Source organism: Pseudomonas sp. PDM27, from assembly GCF_019219205.1.
Taxonomy (GTDB): Bacteria; Pseudomonadota; Gammaproteobacteria; order Pseudomonadales; family Pseudomonadaceae; genus Aquipseudomonas; species Aquipseudomonas laurylsulfatiphila.
Genome location: NZ_JAHUWF010000004.1, coordinates 124,343 through 146,808, shown reverse-complemented (window position 1 = coordinate 146,808; position 22,466 = coordinate 124,343). Strand labels below are relative to the sequence as shown.

17 protein-coding genes are annotated in these 22,466 nt (G+C 59.4%); 11 read left to right on the top strand and 6 right to left on the bottom strand.

Going from position 1 to position 22,466, the window contains the following annotated elements; translation table 11 throughout:
* Positions 1-142: 142 nt before the first annotated feature.
* The 3 genes from KW838_RS10805 to KW838_RS10795 form a co-directional block, all read right to left on the bottom strand.
* Complete coding sequence (locus tag KW838_RS10805; RefSeq protein WP_218501072.1) at positions 143-1,870, bottom strand: ABC transporter ATP-binding protein/permease; 1,728 nt, start codon at positions 1,868-1,870, stop codon at positions 143-145.
* 97 nt (positions 1,871-1,967) lie between these two features.
* On the bottom strand, positions 1,968-2,528 hold the full coding sequence (locus KW838_RS10800; protein WP_007973041.1) for a response regulator transcription factor: 561 nt from the start codon (positions 2,526-2,528) through the stop codon (positions 1,968-1,970).
* A complete protein-coding gene (locus KW838_RS10795) occupies positions 2,521-3,783 on the bottom strand; it encodes an ATP-binding protein (protein WP_102698840.1) in 1,263 nt (420 codons plus the stop codon). Before KW838_RS10795 ends, KW838_RS10800 begins: the two co-directional genes overlap by 8 nt.
* Before the next feature lie 402 nt (positions 3,784-4,185).
* Here KW838_RS10795 and KW838_RS10790 point away from each other — a divergent pair, with 402 nt between their 5' ends.
* The 10 genes from KW838_RS10790 (at position 4,186) to KW838_RS10745 (ending at position 17,546) form a co-directional block, all read left to right on the top strand.
* On the top strand, positions 4,186-4,902 hold the full coding sequence (locus KW838_RS10790; protein ID WP_218501071.1) for an SIMPL domain-containing protein: 717 nt from the start codon (positions 4,186-4,188) through the stop codon (positions 4,900-4,902).
* A gap of 447 nt (positions 4,903-5,349) precedes the next feature.
* Positions 5,350-6,975, top strand: a complete 1,626-nt coding sequence (locus KW838_RS10785) for an ABC transporter substrate-binding protein (protein ID WP_007973045.1) — start codon at positions 5,350-5,352, stop codon at positions 6,973-6,975.
* Between the two features lie 303 nt (positions 6,976-7,278).
* The gene (locus tag KW838_RS10780; RefSeq protein ID WP_218501070.1) at positions 7,279-8,880 is read left to right on the top strand and encodes an ABC transporter substrate-binding protein; all 1,602 of its coding nucleotides are present in this window, start codon (positions 7,279-7,281) and stop codon (positions 8,878-8,880) included.
* A gap of 175 nt (positions 8,881-9,055) precedes the next feature.
* Positions 9,056-10,489, top strand: a complete 1,434-nt coding sequence (locus tag KW838_RS10775) for an OprD family porin (RefSeq protein ID WP_102698845.1) — start codon at positions 9,056-9,058, stop codon at positions 10,487-10,489.
* Positions 10,490-10,567: 78 nt separating this feature from the next.
* Positions 10,568-12,163, top strand: a complete 1,596-nt coding sequence (locus KW838_RS10770; RefSeq protein WP_102698846.1) for an ABC transporter substrate-binding protein — start codon at positions 10,568-10,570, stop codon at positions 12,161-12,163.
* 73 nt (positions 12,164-12,236) lie between these two features.
* Complete coding sequence (locus KW838_RS10765) at positions 12,237-13,247, top strand: ABC transporter permease subunit (RefSeq protein WP_015093471.1); 1,011 nt, start codon at positions 12,237-12,239, stop codon at positions 13,245-13,247.
* A 10-nt stretch (positions 13,248-13,257) separates the two neighbouring features.
* Positions 13,258-14,169, top strand: a complete 912-nt coding sequence (locus tag KW838_RS10760) for an ABC transporter permease subunit (RefSeq protein ID WP_102698847.1) — start codon at positions 13,258-13,260, stop codon at positions 14,167-14,169.
* Between the two features lie 10 nt (positions 14,170-14,179).
* Positions 14,180-15,148, top strand: coding sequence for an ABC transporter ATP-binding protein (locus KW838_RS10755; protein WP_007973051.1), 969 nt, complete (start codon positions 14,180-14,182; stop codon positions 15,146-15,148).
* Entirely contained in the window at positions 15,148-16,128 is a 981-nt protein-coding gene (locus tag KW838_RS10750; protein ID WP_007973052.1) for a peptide ABC transporter ATP-binding protein, read from the top strand. Before KW838_RS10755 ends, KW838_RS10750 begins: the two co-directional genes overlap by 1 nt.
* A gap of 230 nt (positions 16,129-16,358) precedes the next feature.
* A complete protein-coding gene (locus KW838_RS10745; protein WP_218501069.1) occupies positions 16,359-17,546 on the top strand; it encodes a hypothetical protein in 1,188 nt (395 codons plus the stop codon).
* A gap of 199 nt (positions 17,547-17,745) precedes the next feature.
* Here the strand turns inward: KW838_RS10745 and KW838_RS10740 are convergent, their stop codons facing one another.
* The 3 genes from KW838_RS10740 to KW838_RS10730 form a co-directional block, all read right to left on the bottom strand.
* On the bottom strand, positions 17,746-18,000 hold the full coding sequence (locus tag KW838_RS10740) for a hypothetical protein (RefSeq protein WP_218501068.1): 255 nt from the start codon (positions 17,998-18,000) through the stop codon (positions 17,746-17,748).
* A 146-nt stretch (positions 18,001-18,146) separates the two neighbouring features.
* Entirely contained in the window at positions 18,147-19,382 is a 1,236-nt protein-coding gene (locus tag KW838_RS10735; RefSeq protein ID WP_218501067.1) for an MFS transporter, read from the bottom strand.
* 355 nt (positions 19,383-19,737) lie between these two features.
* Positions 19,738-21,321, bottom strand: coding sequence for a peptide chain release factor 3 (locus KW838_RS10730; protein WP_007973058.1), 1,584 nt, complete (start codon positions 21,319-21,321; stop codon positions 19,738-19,740).
* A 445-nt stretch (positions 21,322-21,766) separates the two neighbouring features.
* Here KW838_RS10730 and KW838_RS10725 point away from each other — a divergent pair, with 445 nt between their 5' ends.
* A complete protein-coding gene (locus KW838_RS10725; protein WP_218501200.1) occupies positions 21,767-22,456 on the top strand; it encodes an ABC transporter permease in 690 nt (229 codons plus the stop codon).
* Positions 22,457-22,466 lie beyond the last annotated feature (10 nt).

Here is a 22,466-nt window from a genome sequence, read left to right as displayed (position 1 = left end):
AGCGCAACGCGGTTGTACGATCACCCATCCCCCTGCCCCCCCTGTAGGAGCTGCCGCAGGCTGCGATCTTTTGATCTTGCTTCTTTAAAATCAAGATCAAAAGATCGCAGCCTGCGGCAGCTCCTACCAGGGGCGGAGGTGTTTACGCGGTCACGGCCTGGTCCACCAGATGGCCATTCTCGATACGAACATGCCGCGGATGGAAGCGCTTGAGGCTGCTGCGATGGCCGACGCTGACAATGCTCAGCCCCGGCAATTCATCGATCAACGCCTGGTACAGCGTGGCCTCGTCTTCTTCGTCCATCGCCGAGGTCGCTTCGTCCATGTACAGCCATTGCGGTGCATAAAGCAGCGCACGGGCAAAGGCCAGGCGCTGCTGCTCACCCGGAGACAACATGCGCTGCCAGTGGTTGGCTTCGTCGAGACGGGCAATCAGATGCGGCAAACGACAGGTTTCCAGCACCTGCATGTAGCGCTCGTTCGGATAGGTATCACCGGGCTGTGGATAGCTGAGGACATCACGCAGGGTGCCAATCGGCAGATACGGTTTTTGCGGCAGGAACAGGTAACGCGCCGATGGCAGGCGAATACTGCCGTGGCCGGCCGGCCACAGATGTCCCATTGCCCGCAGCAGGGTCGACTTGCCGCTGCCGGAACGACCGCTGAGCATCACACGCTCGCCCTCCTCCACGGTCATGTCGGCGTTGCTCAGCAGGTGACGACCGTCCGCCAGGTCGAGGCCGAGGTTGTGCACCTTCAGGACGGAACCCGAATTCTGCACGTCGATGGCTGGCGCACGCTCTTCGTTATCACGCATGGCCTGGTGGAAGCTCAGCAGACGATCACAGGTGGCGCGCCAGGAAGCGAGGCTCTGGTAGGCGCTGATGAACCAGCTGAAGCTTTCCTGCACATTGCCGAACGCCGAGCTGATTTGCATCAGTTCGCCCAGTTCGATCTTGCCGGAGAGGTAACGCGGCGAGGCAACGATGAACGGGAAGATGATGGCTGCCTGGCTGTAACCGGCGGTGAAAAACGTCAGGCGCTTGGACACCTTCATGATGTCCCAGAAGTTATGCCAGACCATCCCGAAGCGACTGCTCAACCGACGATTTTCGTTCGGTTCGCCGTTGTACAACGCGATGCTTTCGGCATTCTCGCGAATCCGCACCATGGAGAAACGCAGGTCGGCTTCGAAGCGTTGTTGTTGGTTGTTCAGACCGATCAGGCGACGACCGATCAAATGCGTCAGCCAACTGCCCACCACGGCGTAGACCAGCACGCACCAGAACATGTAGCCGGGAATGGTGATGCCGAACACTTCGATACTGCCCGACACGCCCCACAGAATGATCGAGAACGACACCAGGCTGACGATATTGCGCAGCAGCCCGATACCCAGTTCAAGGGTGTTGGAGGTGAAGTTGTTGAGGTCTTCGGAAATCCGCTGGTCCGGGTTATCGGTGTAACCGCCCTGCTCCAGCTGGTAGTAGTTTTTGTCCGCCAGCCAACGGCTGAAATGCTTTTCGGTGAGCCACGCCCGCCAGCGGATCGTCAGCATCTGCGTCAGGTAGAGCCGATACACCGCGCCGACGATCGCCACCGCCGCAATCGCACAGAAATACAGGATCAGTTGCCAGAACGCTGCCTCGTCCTTCTTTTGCAGGGCGTTGTAGAAGTCCTTGTACCAGGTGTTGAACCACACCGAGATCCCCACGCTGATCAGCGACAGCGCAATCACCGCGATCAGCAGTGTCCAGGCCTTGACCTTCTCTTCACTGCGCCAGTAAGGCGTGATCATCGCCCACACTTTGCGAAAAAACTGCCCGCGCACGGCGTCGTTGACCGCGGAATACTCAGCGTTCTGATTCATGGATAAGGCTCGATAAAGAAAAGTACACGCACGAACCGATCATAGATGATCGGTTCGGTTTGTCGCGAGATGCTGCCCGCATTCGTTCAGCGCTGGTTCAGCGGCGAACGGGGCGCTTCTGCAGTTTGCGCTGCAGGGTGCGGCGGTGCATGCCCAGGGCGCGGGCAGTGGCGGAGATGTTGCCTTCGTGCTCGGTCAGCACGCGCTGGATGTGCTCCCACTGCAGGCGGTCCACGGACATCGGGTTTTCCGGCACCAGGCTGTCGAGATCGGCGTGTTCGGACAGCAGCGCCGCCAGCACGTCGTCGGCGTCCGCCGGTTTGCACAGGTAGTTGCAGGCACCGCGCTTGATCGCCTCGACGGCGGTGGCAATGCTCGAATAACCGGTGAGGATCACCACGCGCATTTCCGGGTCCATTTCCAGCAACTTGGGCAGCAGCACCAGGCCCGAATCGCCGTCCATTTTCAGGTCAAGGGCGGCGTAATCCGGCAGATCGGCCTTGGCCAGTTCCAGGCCTTCTTCGGCGGAACCGGCAGTACTGACGCGAAAACCGCGGCGGGCCATGGCGCGAGCCATGACGCGGGTGAATGTGGCGTCGTCATCGACCAGCAACAAATGCGGCAGTTCTTCGCCTTCGACTTGGATCTCTTCACTCATGTTCGTCTCCTCGGGCGACACGGGGAAGGCGCAGCTCGGTGAGCGTGCCGCCTTCCTCATGACTGTAGAGTTTCACTGAGCCGCCAGCGCGTGTCACGCTGGCCTTGCTCAAAAACAGGCCCAGGCCGAAACCTTTGCCCTTGGTGGTAAAAAACGGTTTGCCGATTTGCTCGGCGATGGCCAGCGGCACACCGGCGCCATGGTCACGGATGCTGATGGTGAGGTTTTCCCAATCCCAGTCCAGCGTCACCTGCAGCCCTTCGGGGCAGGCGTCGGCGGCATTGTTCAGCAAATTCAGCAACGCCTGGGTCAAATCCGGCGGCGGCGCCATACGGGGTACCGGGCCCTGGCCGAGGCGCTGGAAGCGATAGCTGGCTTCCGGGCGCATCAGGTGCCAGCGATTGAGGGCTTCATCAAGCCAGTCGGTGACGTCCTGCATCTCCACCGCCAACCGGCGATTGGCCTCCGCGGCGCGCACCAGATGCTGCAAGGTCTCTTTACACAGCTTGACCTGATCCTGCAGCACGCTCAGGTCATCCTGCAACATCGGGTCAGGGTGGTCCTGACGCATTTCCTTGAGTAACACGCTCATGGTCGCAAGCGGCGTGCCCAGTTCATGGGCGGCTCCAGCGGCCTGGGTGGCAACGGCCAACAGTTGCTGATCGCGCAGGCCTTCCTCGCGACGAATGGCGCGCAGTTCTTCCTGACGACGCAGTTCTTCGGCCATGCGCGCGGCGAAGAACGTGATGACGGCAGCCGCGAGGGCAAAGCTCAACCACATCCCGTACACCTGCAGGTTTTCCCGGGCGATGGGGAAGGTTTGCAGCGGATAGAACTGCGCCAGCAGCAGTGTGTACATCGTCAGCGCGATACCCGAGAGGATCACCGAATAACGCCATGGCAACGTCACGGCGGCAATGGTCAGCGGCACCAGGTAATAGGAGACGAAGGGGTTGGTCGAGCCACCGGAGAAATACAGCAATGCGCTGTGGATAAACAGGTCGCAAGCCAGTTGCACGGCGTATTCGAGCTCGGTCACCGGCCACGAGGTACGCAGGCGAATCGCTGTGAACACGCACAACAGCATCGAGCAAGCGAGGGTCGCAGCCAGTTGAAACCAAGGCAGAGGCAACAGTTCGAGCCAGTAGGCCAGGCCCACGGAACCGGCCTGGGCGGCCAGCACCAATGTGCGGATGAATGTCAGCCGCCAGAGGTTCTGGCGAGTGGCGGAAGTGATTTGAACGGGGGCGAGCATGAGCTCTCCTGATGAGCGCTCCAGGCGGATCGCAGGGAGTATAACCAAGCGCGGGGGCTGACAGGCAAAAGTGCGGCAAACGGCCACAGTCATTGGCGTGGAACTGCGTGCAATGAACTCTGTGGCGAGGGGGCTTACCCCCGTTGGACTGCGAAGCAGTCCTAAAACCTGCCGCCGCATTTTATCGGTTGAAGCAAGTGAGGCAATCTGCGACTGCTTCGCAGCCGAACGGGGCGGTGCGGCGGTCCGACAAGCCCCCTCGCCACAGCAAGCTCGCTCCTGCAAAGGGCCGCGTGCATCTGTATAGAAGTTGTAACTGTGCGAACCAGAGCATAAAAGCTAGAGTCTGATGGTTTCACGCAGGCCCGGACCATACCCCTGCGCACCTTTCAAGGAGCCTTCATGCACACATTCCGCCGCAGCGCCGCCCTCCTCGCCCTGAGTCTCGGCACCGTCGCCAGCCTCCCGGCCCTGGCCGCCGACGAACTGCATTACAACCAGATTTCCCTGCGCGCCGAAGTCAGTCAGGAAGTGGCCCGCGACCTGATGATCGTGACGCTCTACACCGAAGAACAGAACAGCGACCCGGCCAAACTCGCCGCCGACGTCAGCACCACCATGAACAAGGCGCTGGCCCAGGCCAAGCAGGTCAAGGACATCACCCTGCGCCAGGGCAGTCGCAACAGCTACCCGATCTACGACACCAAGGGCCAGAAAATCACCGGCTGGCGTGAGCGCGCCGAATTGCGCCTGGAAAGCTCGAACTTCGCCGCCCTGTCGAAGTTGACCGGCGAACTGCTCACCGACCTGAAAATGGGCGGCATGGACTTCGCCATCGCCACCCCGACCCGCAAGGCCAGCGAAGACGCCCTGCTCAAGGACGCCGTGGCTGCCTTCAAGGCCCGCGCCCAACTGGCCACCGATGCCCTCGGCGGCAAGGGCTACAAAATCGTCAACCTGAACCTCAACAGCAACGGTTATCCACAGCCTTACCTGCGCGGGCCGATGATGATGAAAGCGGCCGCCATGGACGCCGCCCCCGTGACACCGGATGTCGAAGCCGGCACCAGCCAGGTCAGCATGACCGCCGATGGCTCGATTGAAGTGCTGATGCCTTGAATCGATAGCCCGTAGACAAAAACGGCGATCATTAAAATGATCGCCGTTTTTTTTGGCAGTTTTCAGGCATGAGCTATAACTGGATAGGTCCACCCGAGAAATGCCGTCGATTGGCCACTATCGGTGCAACAATAACCACTCTTATTCACGCCATGCCCACCCCACAATCCGGGGTATGAATAAGTAACACCCCCGCCCCACGCGGGAGCAACCCGAGTCAGGCGCGCACTGTAAAAGTGCGTCACTTGCACCGTAAAAACGCCGCGCAAACGGTCAAATGCGTCAGGAATTATACAAATGCGACATTAAGGTACGTTCGTGCCACCGTTTAAGGCTTGTAGTCACTCTGGATCTTGCATTGGGTATGGCCCCTGCATAAGTATCCGCAGGCACGACTCACGAGGTCGTCCTCTAATTCCAAAAATGACAACAAATCATGAGGCCACCATGCTTAAACAAGCGGTCATTCCGTTTTTAGTCGGCGCCAGCCTGTTGGCTAGTGCACCGTTCGCTCAAGCTGCGACTAACCTGGTGTTCTGCTCCGAAGGGAGCCCGGCCGGTTTCGATCCAGGTCAATACACCACCGGAACCGACTTCGACGCCTCTGCAGAAACCATGTTCAACCGCCTCACCCAGTTCGAGCGCGGCGGCACCGCTGTCATTCCAGGTCTGGCGACCAGCTGGGACGTCTCCGATGACGGCCTGACCTACACCTTCCATCTGCGTGAAGGTGTGAAGTTCCACACTACCCCGTACTTCAAGCCGACTCGTGAGTTCAACGCCGACGACGTGCTGTTCACCTTTAATCGCATGATTAACAAGGATGACCCGTTCCGCAAAGCGTACCCGACCGAATTCCCGTACTTCACCGACATGGGGATGGACACCAACATCACCAAGATCGATAAAGTCGACGACAAAACTGTCAAGTTCACCCTCAAGGACGTTGATGCCGCGTTCATCCAGAACATGGCCATGAGCTTCGCCTCGATCCAGTCCGCCGAGTACGCTGCCCAGCTGCTCAAGGAAGGCAAGGCCGCCGACATCAACCAGAAGCCGGTCGGCACTGGCCCGTTCGTGTTCAAGAGCTACCAGAAAGACTCCAACATCCGCTACACCGGGAACAAGGACTACTGGAAGCCTGACGACGTGAAGATCGACAACCTGATCTTCGCCATCACCACCGACCCGTCGGTACGTATCCAGAAGCTGAAGAAGAACGAGTGCCAGGTCACCCTGTTCCCTCGTCCGGCCGACCTGAAGGCGCTGAAAGAAGACAAGGACCTGAAACTGCCTGACCAGGCCGGTTTCAACCTGGGTTACATCGCCTACAACGTGATGCCCAAGGTCAAGGGTCAAACCGATGCCAACCCACTGGCCGAGCTGAAAGTTCGCCAGGCACTGGACATGGCGGTCAACAAGCAACAGATCATCGACTCCGTGTACCAGGGCGCCGGCCAACTGGCCGTCAACGCCATGCCACCGACCCAGTGGTCCTACGACACCACCATCAAGGATGCGCCGTACAACCCTGAGAAAGCCAAAGAGCTGCTCAAGGAAGCTGGCGTGAAAGATGGCACCGAAATCGTGCTCTGGGCGATGCCGGTACAGCGTCCATACAACCCGAACGCCAAGCTGATGGCAGAAATGCTGCAGTCCGACTGGTCCAAGATCGGCCTCAAGGTCAAGATCCAGAGCTACGAGTGGGGCGAGTACATCAAGCGCTCCAAAGGTGGTGAGAACCAGGCGATGCTGATTGGCTGGAGCGGTGACAATGGTGATCCGGACAACTGGCTGAACGTGCTGTTCGGCTGCGACTCGCTGGAAGGCAACAACTTCTCCAAGTGGTGCGACAAGAAGTTCGACGACATCGTCAAGCAGGCCAAGCGTACTTCCGACCAGGCCAAGCGCACCGAACTGTACAAGCAGGCGCAACACGTCCTCAAAGATGCAGTCCCAATGACACCTATCGCTCACTCGACGGTGTTCCAACCCATGCGCGCCAACGTGCAGGACTTCAAGATCAGCCCATTTGGCTTGAACTCCTTCTACGGCGTCAGCGTCAGCAAATAAGGTTTTGCAACGGCGACGTTTCTGACGTCGCCGTTGCTTTATCTACCGAGCAAGCAGGAATTTGCCTACATCCAAATCCGCAGCTGACTACAGCACCGGGTGAGGACGCGTTGCCATTTCCTACGAGTCTTTAGGACTCTACGCATTTACTGCCGGACCCGTGGCTCATACCGTCGGGATCCGACCAGTGCATGCGTGGGTCATCGGTTATTGCTGCGTGCATGGCTTGAAATCAGTGATGCCTCTACGTCCGCGGACGGGACGGCGGCTCATTGAAAACACTTTGAGAGAAAAGGGAGCGTTATGCGCCATACCTTGGTTTTATCCGCATTGCTGGGCACCGGCCTGCTGGCCGCCACTTCCATCAGCCAGGCCGCCAACAACAGCCTGGTCTTCTGCTCCGAAGGCAGCCCCGCCGGTTTCGACACGGCGCAGTACACCACCGCGACCGACAACGACGCCGCAGAGCCGCTGTACAACCGGCTGGCAGAGTTTGAAAAAGGCGCGACCAACGTCGTACCGGGCCTGGCCACGAGCTGGGACATCTCCGAGGACGGCCTAAAATATACCTTTCACCTGCGCGAAGGGGTGAAGTTTCATACTACCAAATACTTCACGCCGACCCGCGACTTCAACGCCGACGACGTGCTGTTCACCTTCAATCGCATGCTCGATCCGCAACAACCATTCCGTAAGGCTTATCCGACAGAATTTCCGTACTTCAACGGCATGAGCCTGAACAAGAACATCGCCAAGGTCGAAAAGACCGGGCCACTGACCGTGGTCTTTACGCTCAACAGCGTGGACGCCGCGTTCATCCAGAACATCGCAATGAGCTTCGCCGCCATCCTTTCGGCCGAATACGCCGACAAGCTATTGGCCGAAGGCAAGCCGAGCGACATCAACCAGAAGCCGGTCGGCACCGGGCCGTTCGTGTTCAAGAGCTATCAGAAAGACTCGAACATCCGCTACACCGGCAACAAGCATTACTGGGCTCCTGACCGGGTCAAGCTCGACAACCTGATTTTCGCCATCAACACCGACGCCTCGGTGCGCGTGCAGAAACTCAAGGCCGGCGAGTGCCAGATCACCCTGCATCCGCGCCCTGCCGATGTGCCCGCACTGAAGAACGACACGGCCCTGCAGTTGATCGAGAAGCCTGGCTTCAACCTCGGCTACATCGCCTACAACGTGCGCCACAAGCCGTTCGACCAGCTAGAAGTGCGCCAGGCGCTGGACATGGCGGTGAACAAGCAAGGCATTCTCAATGCCGTTTACCAGGGCGCGGGGCAACTGGCGGTCAACGCCATGCCGCCGACCCAATGGTCCTACGACGACACGATCAAGGACGCCGCCTACAACCCGGAAAAAGCCAGGGAATTGCTCAAGGCTGCCGGCGTCAAGGAAGGCACTGAAATCACCCTCTGGGCCATGCCGGTCCAGCGTCCGTACAACCCCAACGCCAAGTTGATGGCCGAAATGCTCCAGGCTGATTGGGCGAAGATCGGCCTCAAGGTCAAGATCGTCAGCTATGAGTGGGGCGAGTACATCAAGCGCACCAAAAATGGCGAGCACGACGTCAGCCTGATCGGCTGGACTGGTGACAATGGGGATCCGGACAACTGGCTGGGCACGCTCTACAGCTGCGACGCCATTGGTGGCAACAACTACTCGATGTGGTGCGATCCGGCGTACGACAAGCTGATCAAGCAGGCCAAGGTTGTCACCGACCGCGACCAGCGCACCCAGCTCTACAAACAGGCGCAGCAGTACCTCAAGCAGCAGGTGCCGATCACGCCAGTCGCCCACTCAACGGTCAACCAGCCGCTGAGCGCCAAAATCGAAGGGTTCAAGGTGAGCCCGTTCGGCCGCAATGTGTTCTCGGGTGTCAGCATAGAAAAATAACCGATTAGCCAGAAATGCCGGGGGGCGGATTTTCCGCCCTCACGCAGACGCTTTGGCGTTTTTTGCCAATTTGGCCGACAGCAAACGTTTGCGATGCTGTGAATGAGTTCTAAACCAATAGCCGGATCACAAAAAAAAGACCGGCATAAAAAAAAGAAAGTAAGGAGCTTTACCCATGAAACTGAGCAGCACCGCGTTATTGGCCTTGGCCATCAGCAGCGTAACCGCCACGGCTTACGCAGAAACCCAAAGCCAGGCTTTCACCCCGGTTACCGTGAACGAGAAGAGCGCCCAAAGCGAAGCCACCGGCTTTGTCGAAGGCCAGTCGATCACCGGCACCACGCGTAACTGGTACGCCAACGAGCAACTGAAACGTGGTGCAAAATTCAAATACAACGATCACGGCACGCTGGCCGAGACCGATCGTCGTATCAACTGGGTCCAGGGCACCATCGTCAAGTACAACTCGGGCTTCACCGAAGGGACTGTCGGTTTCAGCACCGAAGTGGCGGCCTACAACGCCATCGCACTGGACCAGGATCGTAAAGACCTGGCATCCGGCAACGGTGGCGCACCGGGTTCTCGTCCAAACGCGGGCAACAACCGTACCCTGACCAAAGAGGGCGGCGACGCTCAAGGCCAGTGGAGCAAAGTGGGCCTGGCCAACGTCAAGGCCCGTGTCTCCAACACCACCCTGACCGCCGGCCGCATGAACTTCAGCAGCCCGATGGTCGATGTGATCGGTAACCGTGCACTGCCTTCGAGTTTCGAAGGTGTGGCCATCCACAGCGAAGAGCTGAACAACCTGGCCTTCGACCTGGCCACCTTCGACCGCAACTCACCGCGTACCGAAGAAAGCCAGCGTAAATTCCGCACCGAATACGCCAACGGCATCGTCGAGACCGATCACGTCTACACCGGCGGCCTGACCTACACCCCATTTGCCAGCCTGACCACCAGCCTCTGGGCGACCCAGGCTGAAGACATCTGGAACCAGTACTACTTCGGCGCTTCCCACGTACTGGGCGACAGCCAGGTACTGAGCCTGACCACCGGCCTGAACTACTACAAAACCCAGGACACCGGTAAGGCCCTGATCGGCTCTATCGACAACGACACCTATTCCCTGTCGTTCGGCCTGACCCACCAGGCACACACCCTGACCCTCTCGTACCAGGAAGTGAACGGCAACGAGTACTTCGACTACCTGCACGAAACCAACGGCATCTACCTGGCCAACTCCCTGCTGTCGGACTTCAACGGCCCGAACGAGAAATCGTTCCAGGTGGCCTACGGTCTGAACATGGCCGAATACGGCGTGCCAGGCCTGAAGTTCAACATCTACCAGGCGCGCGGCTGGGGCATCGACGGTACTCACTACACCGGCAACGGCGGCGTACCCGGCAAGGGTTACGACGGCATCCAGTCCCAGGATGGCGAACACCACTATGAATACGGCATCGGCGCAACCTACGCCGTGCAGAGCGGCCCACTCAAGGCCACCACGATCCGCGGTACCTACACCGCTCACCGTGCCAGCGAAAACCAGGCTGACGGCAGCATCAACGAGTTCCGTCTCGTGACCACGATTCCATTCAACATCCTGTAATGCGCGGGCCTGACGGCTGATTCAATGACGAATCGGCCGTTGGGTTTTTGTCCTTTAACTGATTGCAGAGGGTTCTTGATGAAAATGCTTCCCCTACGTGCGGCCATTGCGGCTGCTTTGCTCAGTGTCGCTGTCGGCGTCTCGGCCAAACCCTTGGTGGTTTGCACCGAAAACAGCCCCGAAGGCTTCGACATGGTCCAGTACACCACTGCAGTCACCGCCGATGCCGTGGCCGAAACCATCTTCAATCGCCTGGCGGACTTCAAGCCCGGTACCACAGACGTGATTCCGGCACTGGCCGACTCCTGGGACATCAGCGAGGACGGTCTGACGTACACGTTCCACCTGCGTAAAGGCGTCAAGTTCCACACCACCGAATACTTCAAGCCGACCCGCGACATGAATGCCGACGACGTGGTCTGGAGCTTCCAGCGCCAGCTGGACCCGAACCACCCATGGCACAAGCTGTCGAGCGTGGGCTTCCCGTACTTTGAAAGCATGGGCTTCAAAGAGCTGCTGAAAAGCGTCGAGAAAGTCGACGACAACACAGTCAAGTTCACCCTGACCCGTCGCGAAGCGCCGTTCCTGGCCGACATCGCCATGGCGTTTTCTTCGATCTACTCCGCCGAATACGCCGACCAGTTGCTCAAGGCCGGCAAGACCGGCGATCTGAACAACAAGCCCGTCGGCACCGGCCCGTTCGTCTTCCAGCGCTACAACAAGGATGCCCAGGTTCGTTTCAAGGCCAACCCGGATTACTTCCGTGGCAAGGCACCGGCTGACTCATTGATCTTCGCCATCGCCACCGACAACAACGTGCGCCTGCAGAAGCTCAAGGCCAACGAATGCCAGGTCGCGCTGTACCCGAAACCGGACGACATCCAGAGCATCAGGAAAGACACCAACCTCAAAGTCGACGAACTGAATGCGATGACCGTTGCGTACATCGCCATCAACACCACTCACAAATACCTGAGCGACGTGCGTGTGCGTAAAGCCATCGACATCGCCTTCGACAAGGAAGCGGCCGTCAACGCGCTGTTCGGCAAAGGCAATGCGACCGCGGCGGTCAACCCGTTCCCGGACACTCTGCTGGGCTACAACCACGACCTGAAGAACCCGCCCCGTGACCTGGACAAGGCCCGCGCCCTGCTCAAGGAAGCCGGCGTACCAGAAGGCACGGTATTCACCCTGTTCACCCGTAACGGCGGTGGTGCCACCAACCCGAACCCGATGCTCGGTGCACAGATGATGCAAGCCGACCTGGCCAAGGTCGGGATCAAGATCGACATCCGCGTGATGGAATGGGGCGAAATGCTCAAACGCGCCAAAAACGGCGAGCACGACATGGTTTCCGCCGGATGGGCGGGCGATAACGGCGACCCGGATAACTTCCTGACGCCTATGCTCAGTTGTGAAGCGGCCAAGAACGGAGAAAACTACGCCCGCTGGTGCAATGACAAGTTCCAGGCGCTGATTGACCAGGCCCGGGAAAAAACCGATCCGGCCGAACGTGCAGCGCTCTACGAGCAGGCCCAGGTTATTTTTAACCAGGACCAGCCATGGATCAGCATGGCGCACACTAGAATGTTTACCGCAATGCGCAACAACGTAGAGGGCTATCACATTAGCCCCCTCACCACGAACAACTTCGCCACCACCCAGGTGAAGTAGATAAGAAAACTCCCGGCATTCCTGACGCAGGGATGCCGGGCACGCCTAACCGGCTGATGAGGTACACCTTACGATGTTTAGTTTTATTGCCCGCCGACTGGGGTTACTGATCCCCACGTTTTTCGGCATCACCTTGCTGACATTCGCGTTGATTCGCATGATCCCTGGCGACCCCGTGGAAGTCATGATGGGCGAACGCAGAGTCGACCCGGAAATGCACGCTCAGGCAATGGAACGCCTAGGTCTGAACAAACCCCTGTATGCCCAGTACCTGGATTACATCGGCAAACTGGCCCACGGCGACCTCGGAGAATCCCTGCGTACCCGTGAAAGCGTCTGGAACGAATTCACTTCCCTGTTCCCCGCGACCCTGGAGCTGTCCATGGCCGCCCTGTTGTTCGCCGGCATCCTGGGCCTTCTGGCCGGGGTGATCGCGGCACTCAAGCGAGGATCCCTGTTCGACCATGGAGTGATGGGTATCTCCCTGGCGGGATACTCGATGCCGATCTTCTGGTGGGGCCTGATCCTGATCATGTTCTTCTCGGTGAGCCTGGGCTGGACCCCGGTATCCGGACGGATCGACCTGCTCTACGACATCGAGCCACGCACCGGCTTCATGCTGATCGATACGCTGCTGGCCAACGAGCCGGACGCCTTCTTCGACGCCCTGCACCACCTGATCCTGCCGGCCATCGTGCTGGGCACCATCCCGCTGGCGGTGATCGCGCGGATGACCCGCTCCTCGATGCTCGAAGTACTGCGTGAAGACTACATCCGCACCGCCAAGGCCAAGGGCCTGTCGCCGTCGCGCGTGGTGTTCGTGCACGGTCTGCGTAACGCGCTGATTCCGGTACTGACCGTGGTCGGCCTGCAAGTCGGCACCCTGCTGGCCGGTGCGGTCCTGACCGAAACCATCTTCTCGTGGCCCGGCATCGGCAAATGGCTGATCGAAGCCATTGGCGCCCGGGACTATCCCGTCGTGCAAAACGGCATCCTGTTAATCGCCTGCCTGGTGATTCTGGTCAACTTCGTAGTGGACATCCTCTACGGCTTTGCCAACCCACGCATCCGTCATCAGCGCTGAGATCATGACCATGACCACTCCAATTCCATCGGTAGCAGTCGATCAAAGCCTGCTGTACCCGTCTCCGTACAAAGAATTCTGGCAAGCGTTCTCCAAGAACAAAGGCGCCGTCGCCGGCCTGATGTTCATGCTGCTGGTGATTTTCTGCGCCATCTTCGCCCCGTGGGTCGCCCCCCACAATCCGAGCGAGCAGTACCGTGATTTCCTGCTGACCCCGCCGGCCTGGCTGGAAGGTGGGCAGATCCAGTTCCTGCTCGGTACCGATGAACTGGGCCGCGACCTGCTGTCGCGCCTGATCACTGGCTCGCGCCTGTCCTTGATGATCGGCTTGTCGTCGGTTGTCATGTCGCTGATCCCGGGGATCCTGCTGGGCCTGTTCGCCGGGTTCTTCCCGCGCGTGCTCGGCCCGACCATCATGCGTCTGATGGACATCATGCTGGCCCTGCCGTCCCTGCTGCTGGCCGTGGCGATCGTCGCCATCCTCGGCCCTGGCCTGATCAACACCGTGATCGCCATTGCCGTGGTGTCCCTGCCGTCCTACGTTCGTCTGACCCGCGCCGCGGTGATGGGCGAGCTGAACCGCGACTACGTGACCGCCGCGCGCCTGGCCGGTGCCGGCCTGCCACGCCTGATGTTCGTCACCGTGCTGCCCAACTGCATGGCGCCGCTGATCGTTCAGGCCACCCTGAGTTTCTCTTCGGCGATCCTCGATGCCGCCGCACTGGGCTTCCTCGGCCTTGGCGTACAACCGCCAACCCCTGAGTGGGGCACCATGCTGGCTTCGGCCCGTGACTACATCGAACGCGCCTGGTGGGTGGTGAGCCTGCCTGGTTTGACCATTTTGCTCAGCGTGCTGGCAATCAACTTGATGGGTGACGGCCTGCGCGACGCGCTGGACCCGAAACTCAAGAACGCCGCCTGAGGAGATTCCCATGTCACTGTTAGAAATCAAGAATCTCAACGTTCGCTTCGGCGACAAGAACGCCACGCCCGTGGTCGACGGCCTCGACCTGAAAGTGGACAAGGGCGAAGTGCTGGCCATCGTTGGCGAGTCCGGTTCCGGCAAGTCCGTGACCATGATGGCGCTGATGGGCCTGATCGAGCACCCCGGCATCGTTACCGCCGACTCGCTCAGCTTTGACGGCAAGGACATGCTCAAGCTGAACAATCGCCAGCGTCGGCAGATCGTCGGCAAAGACCTGTCCATGGTCTTCCAGGATCCGATGACCGCGCTGAACCCGAGCTACACCGTCGGCTTCCAGATCGAAGAAGTGCTGCGCCTGCACCTGAAAATGTCCGGCAAGGCGGCCCGCAAGCGTGCGATCGAACTGCTGGAAAAAGTTGAAATCCCAGGCGCCGCCAGCCGTATGGACGCCTACCCGCACCAACTGTCCGGCGGTATGAGCCAGCGTGTCGCGATTGCCATGGCGATTGCCGGCGAACCGAAACTGCTGATCGCCGACGAACCGACCACAGCACTCGACGTGACGATTCAGGCGCAGATCATGGACCTGCTGCTGGCGTTGCAGAAAGAGCAGAACATGGGCCTGGTGCTGATCACCCACGACCTCGCGGTCGTGGCCGAAACCGCCCAGCGCGTGTGCGTGATGTACGCCGGCCAGGCGGTCGAAGTCGGTCAGGTGCCGCAACTGTTCGACATCCCGGCACACCCGTACAGCGAAGCGCTGCTCAAGGCGATTCCGGAACACAGCCTGGGTGCCTCTCGCCTGTCGACCCTGCCGGGCATCGTTCCCGGTCGCTACGACCGTCCGCAGGGTTGCCTGCTGTCGCCACGCTGCCCGTACGTGAAAGACAACTGCCGTCAACAACGTCCGGCCCTTGACCAGAAAAGCAACAGCCTCGCTCGCTGCTTCTACCCGCTGAACCAGGAGGTGGCGTAATGGCCGTCGTTCTTACCGCCCGCGACCTGACCCGTCACTACGAGGTGTCCCGAGGCCTGTTCAAGGGTCACGCCACCGTGCGCGCCCTCAACGGCGTGTCGTTCGAACTGGAAGCCGGCAAGACCCTCGCTGTCGTCGGTGAATCCGGTTGCGGCAAATCCACCCTGGCCCGCGCCCTGACCCTGATCGAAGAGCCGTCCTCGGGATCCCTGAAAATCGCCGGCCAGGAAGTCGCCGGTGCCGACAAGGCCCAGCGCAAGCAACTGCGCAAAGACGTGCAGATGGTGTTCCAGAGCCCGTACGCCTCGTTGAACCCACGGCAGAAAGTTGGCGACCAACTAGCCGAGCCACTGTTGATCAACACCAACCTGAGCGCTGCGGAGCGTCGTGAGAAAGTCCAGGCGATGATGAAGCAGGTGGGCCTGCGTCCCGAGCACTACCAGCGCTACCCGCACATGTTTTCCGGCGGTCAGCGCCAGCGGATCGCCCTGGCTCGCGCGATGATGCTGCAACCGAAAGTGCTGGTGGCAGACGAACCGACCTCGGCGCTTGACGTGTCGATTCAGGCACAGGTGCTCAACCTGTTCATGGATCTGCAGCAAGAGTTCAACACCGCCTACGTGTTCATCTCCCACAACCTGGCGGTGGTTCGCCACGTGGCCGACCATGTGATGGTGATGTACCTGGGCCGCCCGGTGGAAATGGGCACGAAAGAGGACATCTACTCCCGTCCCCTGCACCCCTACACCCAGGCACTGTTGTCGGCGACCCCAGCCATCCACCCGGATCCGGACAAGCCGAAAATCAAGATCGTCGGCGAGTTGCCCAACCCGCTGAACCCGCCACCGGGCTGCGCCTTCCACAAGCGCTGTCCGTACGCCACCGCGCGCTGCAGCACTGAAGAGCCGGCCCTGCGCTTGCTCGACAATCGCCAGGTGGCTTGCCACTACGCCGAGCAATTCCTCGACGGCGCGGCATAAAAAAACGCCTCGGTCATTGAGGCGCGCTTGAATCAGGCAAACCCCTTCTCTTGCGATTGCGCATCAATCGACGGAGGAGGGGTTTTCTTTTGATTGCACAAGCGCACGGCCATTTCTGACAGTTACGCACGCCCAGCTGCTTTGTTTGAATCCTGTCGGAGAGTCATGTGTCACGTGACACAAGGCGTAGACCCGGAAACATTCAAACTACAGGGACAGGTGCAAGCATCATGGAAATTCAAGCAACAGACGAAAACGCTGGTCAGCTAGACCCGGCATTTGGTGTTGTTGGCCAGATCCGGCCCAATTTTCTGACCGGCTCGGTCAGGGCCGTTGTGTTATCGGGTGAAGGCGAACTGACCTACGCCACTCGGCAGGGAGAGGGTTTCACGTTGTACCGCACCGACTCTGACGGCATCAAGGACCAGGCGTTTGGCAATGACGGGAACACGGGTGAGTGGCAGTTCGTCAGCGGTAAAAAGGCAAGTCCGTCGCGTTTGCTACTGCAAGAGGATCGCAAGATCCTGGTAATCGGAGATACCCGAGAACCCGACGGTATTGGCCGGGCAGCACTGAGACGCTTTCATGCCAACGGCAGCCCTGACCTGGACTTCGGCAGTGTCGTCATTCCTGTAGCACAGCATGATTATTCCCAAGTGGCGTTGATCGACGGCTGTCTGCAGGGGGATGGAAAAGTGCTTGTGGCGTTCAGCTATTTCATCAGTGAGTCCGAAGGGTCACTGCTGGTTCGCTTGCACAGTAACGGCAAACTCGATACCGGTTTCGGCAAAAGCGGTTTTGTCGAAATCGAAACCGCGGGCGACTTCATCCGGCTTTGCAGCGTTGTGATTCAAGAGGGAAAAATCGTTGTTGGCGGAACCACCACATCCGGTCAGCTCGTTCTTGCACGATTTGATCTGGAGGGGCGGGTCGATAGCCAATTTGGTGTCGATGGTTTTGCGTTCCTGGCAACAACGGATGGCTCACTCAAAATGAGTCAACTCATCGCACAGGCTGATGGCAAGCTGGCATGTGCCGGCGGTCTCCAGGAGAGCATGGGCATGGCGATGAGGTTTACCGCAGACGGTCACCCCGATAAGGAGTGGAATGGCGGGCTTCCTGTATTCACCAACACCGGTCCTGAAACCTTCTGGCGATCCCTGGCCCAGCAGCCGGACGGCAAGATTGTCGTGGTTGGTTACAACCGGGCACTCCATATCATCGCTGGCAGGTTGTTGCCCAATGGCGACTATGACACCCACTTCGGCGGGACTGGGGTCGGGTGGGTTTCTTTTGGTCCTTCAGGAGGATTGCCGTGGGATGTGAAGGTCCAGGGCGGTGCTCGCATTATCGTTGGCGGCGAGGCTTTCATTGAAGCAGGGAATCGCGGTCCGGTCGTCTACGGGCTCCAGGCCTGATCCCGTTCTCGACGGCGTGGCATAAAACAGTGGGAGCGGGCTTGCTCGCGAAGGCGTCAGGCCAGTCAGTATCAATGTCGACTGACAGACTGCTTTCGTCGGAACGCCGCCCGGAGCAAACCCGCTCCCACAGGGTTGGAGTTGTAACAGAACCCCCTTCTACCTCGACTGCCTATCAGTCATGCTCGGCATCGAGCGATTACGTCTGGCTATCGCCCTCTTCTTCATCGGAGTCCGGCTCGTCGGTGGTCGAGTCATCGTCGTTGTCAGCACCACCCTGCCCCAGATCTCCCGGTTCCGATTCGGATTTGGCGAGCATCAACCCCGCGTATCCCGCTTGCCCGCTCGAAGCCTGTTCCCCGTGATCGATGCACTCGGCCCACGCCGTCGACGTCCCGAGCGATAGCATCACCAACACTTTCAACAGCAGTAAAACGCGAAACAACCTGTTCATAGCCGATTCCTTCCTTTCGTGGAGTGCCTGTCTGGCGCTGAATGAAATCTAGTTCCGATCAGCCGGGTTCTCCAGATTGGACGCTGACGAGCGAGCAGAAATGCGCTCGGTAGAAAGACCGGTTTCAAATAAACCCAATAGCCGGATCAACTAAGCGAAACAGTCCGGCGAGGCTGCCCCTCAAGCTTGTCTGGAGCGCGAGGACGGGTAGCCTGATAAATCATGGGGATGGACAGCAGTGCCAGTGCCGCACTGACCAGCCACACACTGTGCCCGCCAAAGTGACCGTACAACTGACCGCTGAGCATCGGCGACAACAGTGCACTCGCACTCCAGCTCATGAAAAACACGCCAAAGTACTGTCCGCTTTTTCCACGTTGCGCGTGCTGCATGACCAGCGCATTCAGTGGCGGCATGAACAGCGCTTCGCCCAATGTCCAGACCACCGTCGACAGACAGGCATGGAACAGCCCGGAACCCAACGGCAACATACCGAGCCCACAGGCCAGCAACAGACTGCCCGCCACCAGTTGGCGACGCGTGCCCCAGCGTTCGCCCCAATGGGTCAACGGAATCTGTAACGACACCACCAATACGGCATTCAATGCGAACTGCCAGCCGATGGCTTCGGTGCTCAGGCGATAGTAATCACGCAGATAGTTACCCAGCGTGCTGTAGACCGTGTCGAATGCCATCCCGAGCAAGACCGTCGTCGCCAATAACCAGAGAAAGGGTTTGTCGCGATACGGCACGCATGTGCCTGAGCCGGTATCAGGTTTCTCGTCAGGCACCAGCACCGGTCGGCGCCATGTCGTGCGGACAAACCAGAGCAAGGCCAACAGGGTCATGGCTGCGCTGGCGAAGAACACCCAGCGAAAATCGGTCTGCGCCAAAACACCGCCCGCCACCCCGGCAGCGGCCATTCCGAGGTTCCTGGCTACCCGGCTCAAGGCCTGTGCCCGGGAACGCTGCGCAACCTCGCAATACTCCATGATCAGCCGCTGATGCAGCGTCCGGATCGCCCCGTCGACGCCCCCACTGAGCAGCAGCAACCCGGCCAGCAGCGGCACCTGCGTGACCAGTCCGAGCAGGATCAGCACCCACATCGACACAAAGAACAGCGCTGCGGTGAGCCGTGCCGTGCGTACATGGTCACTGAGCAAACCACCGAGCATCGAGCCGACCAGCAATCCAGCGCCGTATGCCGACAACAGCCAGCCAACGGTTTCAATGGCCAGCCCCAGCTCCTGACGCAGGTACAGCGCCATGAACAACTTGACCATGCTGCTCAGTCGATTGATGAACAACAGTGCCGCGAGCACCCAGGCCATCACGCCGAAATAGCCGTCCAGCCTCAGCAGATGAGTCAGCCGATGTGTCATTCCCTTGATCATCAAGATGGCCGCTATTTGCGAAATGTGTCTTGGACACTAAACGCCAACGACTGACTTGTCGCGGGCAAATCTCCCACACGGGGCAAAAGCAGAGGCAGGCTACAAACGCAAAGGAAAAGACCTACGCAATCGCCTCTAGCGCAAAATCAATCCAAAAAAAGGTTCATCACGCAATCCCGGGAAACTGTAGGAGCCAGCTTGCTGGCGATGGGCTCAAGTGCGCCACGTTTATCCAGTTTGCGCGTCATCGTTAAAGTCCATCGCGAGCAAGCTCGCTCCCACAGAACAGCAAAAAAAAGCCCACTGTTTTCACAGCGGACTTTCGGGTGTCGCCATTGAGCGCTTAGTGATGCTCGCGGGTCGCACGGAATTTCACGTCCGGCCAGCGCTCTTCCATCAGTGCCAGGTTGACCCGCGTTGGCGCGAGGTAGGTCAGGTGACCGCCGCCGTCCAGTGCCAGGTTTTCCACAGCCTTGTTGGAGAATTCCTCAAGCTTCTTCTTGTCGCTGCATTCGATCCAGCGCGCGGAATAAACAGTGATTGGCTCGTAGGAGCACTCGACCTTGTATTCCTCTTTCAAACGGCTGGCGACCACATCGAACTGCAGCACACCGACGGCGCCGAGGATGATGTCGTTACTGCGTTCCGGGAAGAACACCTGGGTCGCGCCTTCTTCGGCCAGCTGCTGCAAGCCCTGGCGCAATTGCTTGGATTTCAGCGGATCCTTCAGGCGCACGCGGCGGAACAGTTCCGGGGCGAAGTGCGGGATGCCGGTGAAGCCCAGGACTTCGCCTTCGCTGAAGGTGTCGCCGATCTGGATGGTGCCGTGGTTGTGCAGGCCGATGATGTCGCCGGCAAACGCCTCTTCCAGTTGCTCACGCTCGGAGGAGAAGAAGGTCAGCGCGTCGCCGATCCGCACGTCCTTGCCGGTGCGCACGTGGCGCATCTTCATGCCTTTTTCGTACTTGCCGGAGCAGATACGCATAAAGGCGATGCGGTCGCGGTGTTTCGGGTCCATGTTCGCCTGGATCTTGAAGATGAAGCCCGAGAACTTCTCTTCCACCGGCTCCACGGTGCGCTCGTTGGCCACCCGGGCCAGCGGGCGCGGAGCCCAATCAACGACGGCGTCGAGGACGTGATCAACACCGAAGTTGCCCAGTGCCGTACCGAAGAACACCGGGGTCAGCTGACCGTCGAGGAACTCCTGCTGGTTGAACTCGTGGCAGGCGCCCTGCACCAGTTCAAGCTGTTCGAGGAAACGTTCGTACTCGTCACCCAGGTGCGCACGGGCTTCATCGGAGTCGAGCTTCTCGATGATCTTGGTTTCGGTGCGCTCATGGCCGTGACCGGCGGTGTACACGATGATGTAGTCATCGGCGAGGTGATACACACCTTTGAAGTCACGGTAGCAACCGATCGGCCAGGTGATCGGCGCGGCCTTGATCTTGAGGACGGCTTCGATTTCGTCGAGCAGTTCGATCGGGTCGCGGATGTCACGGTCGAGTTTGTTGATGAAGCTGACGATCGGCGTGTCACGCAGACGGCAGACGTCCATCAGGGCGATGGTCCGTGGCTCTACACCTTTACCGCCGTCGAGAACCATCAAGGCCGAGTCCACCGCGGTCAGGGTGCGGTAGGTATCTTCGGAGAAGTCTTCGTGGCCCGGGGTGTCGAGCAGGTTGATCATGTGCTCGCGATACGGGAACTGCATGACCGACGTGGTAATGGAAATACCACGCTGCTTTTCCATTTCCATCCAGTCGGAGGTGGCATGGCGGTCGGATTTACGAGATTTCACCGTACCGGCTACCGCGATCGCCTTGCCCATCAGCAAGAGTTTCTCGGTGATGGTGGTCTTACCGGCATCGGGGTGGGAAATAATGGCGAAAGTGCGGCGTTTCGCGACTTCGGCGGCCTGTTTGGTCATGGGAAATCGCCTGGCAGGTGATTCAAAAAAGGGCGGCGAGTATAGCTTAAAAAGTGATCTACGAACCACCGTCCATACACCCCGATCCCCCTGTAGGAGCTGCCGAAGGCTGCGATCTTTTAGCGTTTTCAATGGCGCCGAAGATCAAAAGATCGCAGCCTTCGGCAGCTCCTACAGGTGGCCACATGGCATTTAATGTGGGAACCTTTTAAAGCACGGAGACGTCCACTCCCCCGTAACGACCACTCGTCGGGGGCCTGAAACACCTGCAATTCGGCCTGACGAGGCTGTGCTCATGGCTCGATTGAATGCCGTTTTACCGGCCTGTTCGAGCTGCTTCTCGCGATCATTTTTTCGGCAGCCAAGTAAGGCATTGCCACACGAAAATGTGTTCGCCGACTGAAAAAGGAGTCCGCCTGTGGCTATCCGCTATGGCAAAGGGCTGATGGGAGGCGCGTTGGTAATCGCCCTTCTGGCCCTGCTGATCCAATGGATCGGCATCAACACGATCGAACACTACCGCGACGATTTGCTGTTTTACCTGCAAGCTCATCTGATTCTCGTCCTCGCTTCCATGCTGGCCGCCCTTGTCGTGGGCCTCCCCGCCGGTATCTTCCTCAGCCGCCCGTCCATGGTCGGTCGCGCTGAACGCTTCATGCAGTTCTTCAACATCGGCAACACCGTTCCGCCCCTGGCCGTCCTGGCCATTGCCCTGGGCATCCTCGGCATCGGCAGCGGCCCGGCCATCTTCGCCCTGTTCCTCGCCTCCTTGCTGCCCATCGTGCGCAACACTTATGAGGGCCTGAAAAACGTTCAGGGCTCGCTCAAGGAAGCCGCCGTCGGCATCGGCATGACCCCGCGCCAGGTATTGTGGAAAGTCGAACTGCCGAACGCCGTGCCGATCATCATCGGTGGCGTGCGCGTGGCGTTGGCGATCAATGTCGGGACGGCGCCGCTGGCGTTCCTGATCGGCGCCAACAGTCTTGGCAGCCTGATATTCCCCGGCATTGCCCTGAACAATCAGCCGCAGTTGCTGCTCGGTGCCGCCTGCACCGCGTTGCTGGCCCTGTTGCTGGACGGCATGGTCACCCTTGGCAGTCGCGTCTGGCTCGAACGCGGCCTGCGCCCGTCTTAAGCCTCGGCAA

Excerpts from the sequence above, each read along its gene's own strand:
- KW838_RS10800 (WP_007973041.1), bottom strand. The coding sequence starts at position 2,528 with ATGAGTGAAGAGATCCAAGTCGAAGGCGAAGAACTGCCGCATTTGTTG.
- KW838_RS10775 (WP_102698845.1), top strand. The coding sequence starts at position 9,056 with ATGAAACTGAGCAGCACCGCGTTATTGGCCTTGGCCATCAGCAGCGTA.
- KW838_RS10760 (WP_102698847.1), top strand. The coding sequence starts at position 13,258 with ATGACCACTCCAATTCCATCGGTAGCAGTCGATCAAAGCCTGCTGTAC.
- KW838_RS10740 (WP_218501068.1), bottom strand. The coding sequence starts at position 18,000 with ATGAACAGGTTGTTTCGCGTTTTACTGCTGTTGAAAGTGTTGGTGATG.
- KW838_RS10805 (WP_218501072.1), bottom strand. The coding sequence starts at position 1,870 with ATGAATCAGAACGCTGAGTATTCCGCGGTCAACGACGCCGTGCGCGGG.
- KW838_RS10795 (WP_102698840.1), bottom strand. The coding sequence starts at position 3,783 with ATGCTCGCCCCCGTTCAAATCACTTCCGCCACTCGCCAGAACCTCTGG.
- KW838_RS10770 (WP_102698846.1), top strand. The coding sequence starts at position 10,568 with ATGAAAATGCTTCCCCTACGTGCGGCCATTGCGGCTGCTTTGCTCAGT.
- KW838_RS10730 (WP_007973058.1), bottom strand. The coding sequence starts at position 21,321 with ATGACCAAACAGGCCGCCGAAGTCGCGAAACGCCGCACTTTCGCCATT.
- KW838_RS10755 (WP_007973051.1), top strand. The coding sequence starts at position 14,180 with ATGTCACTGTTAGAAATCAAGAATCTCAACGTTCGCTTCGGCGACAAG.
- KW838_RS10750 (WP_007973052.1), top strand. The coding sequence starts at position 15,148 with ATGGCCGTCGTTCTTACCGCCCGCGACCTGACCCGTCACTACGAGGTG.
- KW838_RS10725 (WP_218501200.1), top strand. The coding sequence starts at position 21,767 with ATGGGAGGCGCGTTGGTAATCGCCCTTCTGGCCCTGCTGATCCAATGG.
- KW838_RS10745 (WP_218501069.1), top strand. The coding sequence starts at position 16,359 with ATGGAAATTCAAGCAACAGACGAAAACGCTGGTCAGCTAGACCCGGCA.
- KW838_RS10790 (WP_218501071.1), top strand. The coding sequence starts at position 4,186 with ATGCACACATTCCGCCGCAGCGCCGCCCTCCTCGCCCTGAGTCTCGGC.
- KW838_RS10735 (WP_218501067.1), bottom strand. The coding sequence starts at position 19,382 with ATGACACATCGGCTGACTCATCTGCTGAGGCTGGACGGCTATTTCGGC.
- KW838_RS10780 (WP_218501070.1), top strand. The coding sequence starts at position 7,279 with ATGCGCCATACCTTGGTTTTATCCGCATTGCTGGGCACCGGCCTGCTG.
- KW838_RS10785 (WP_007973045.1), top strand. The coding sequence starts at position 5,350 with ATGCTTAAACAAGCGGTCATTCCGTTTTTAGTCGGCGCCAGCCTGTTG.
- KW838_RS10765 (WP_015093471.1), top strand. The coding sequence starts at position 12,237 with ATGTTTAGTTTTATTGCCCGCCGACTGGGGTTACTGATCCCCACGTTT.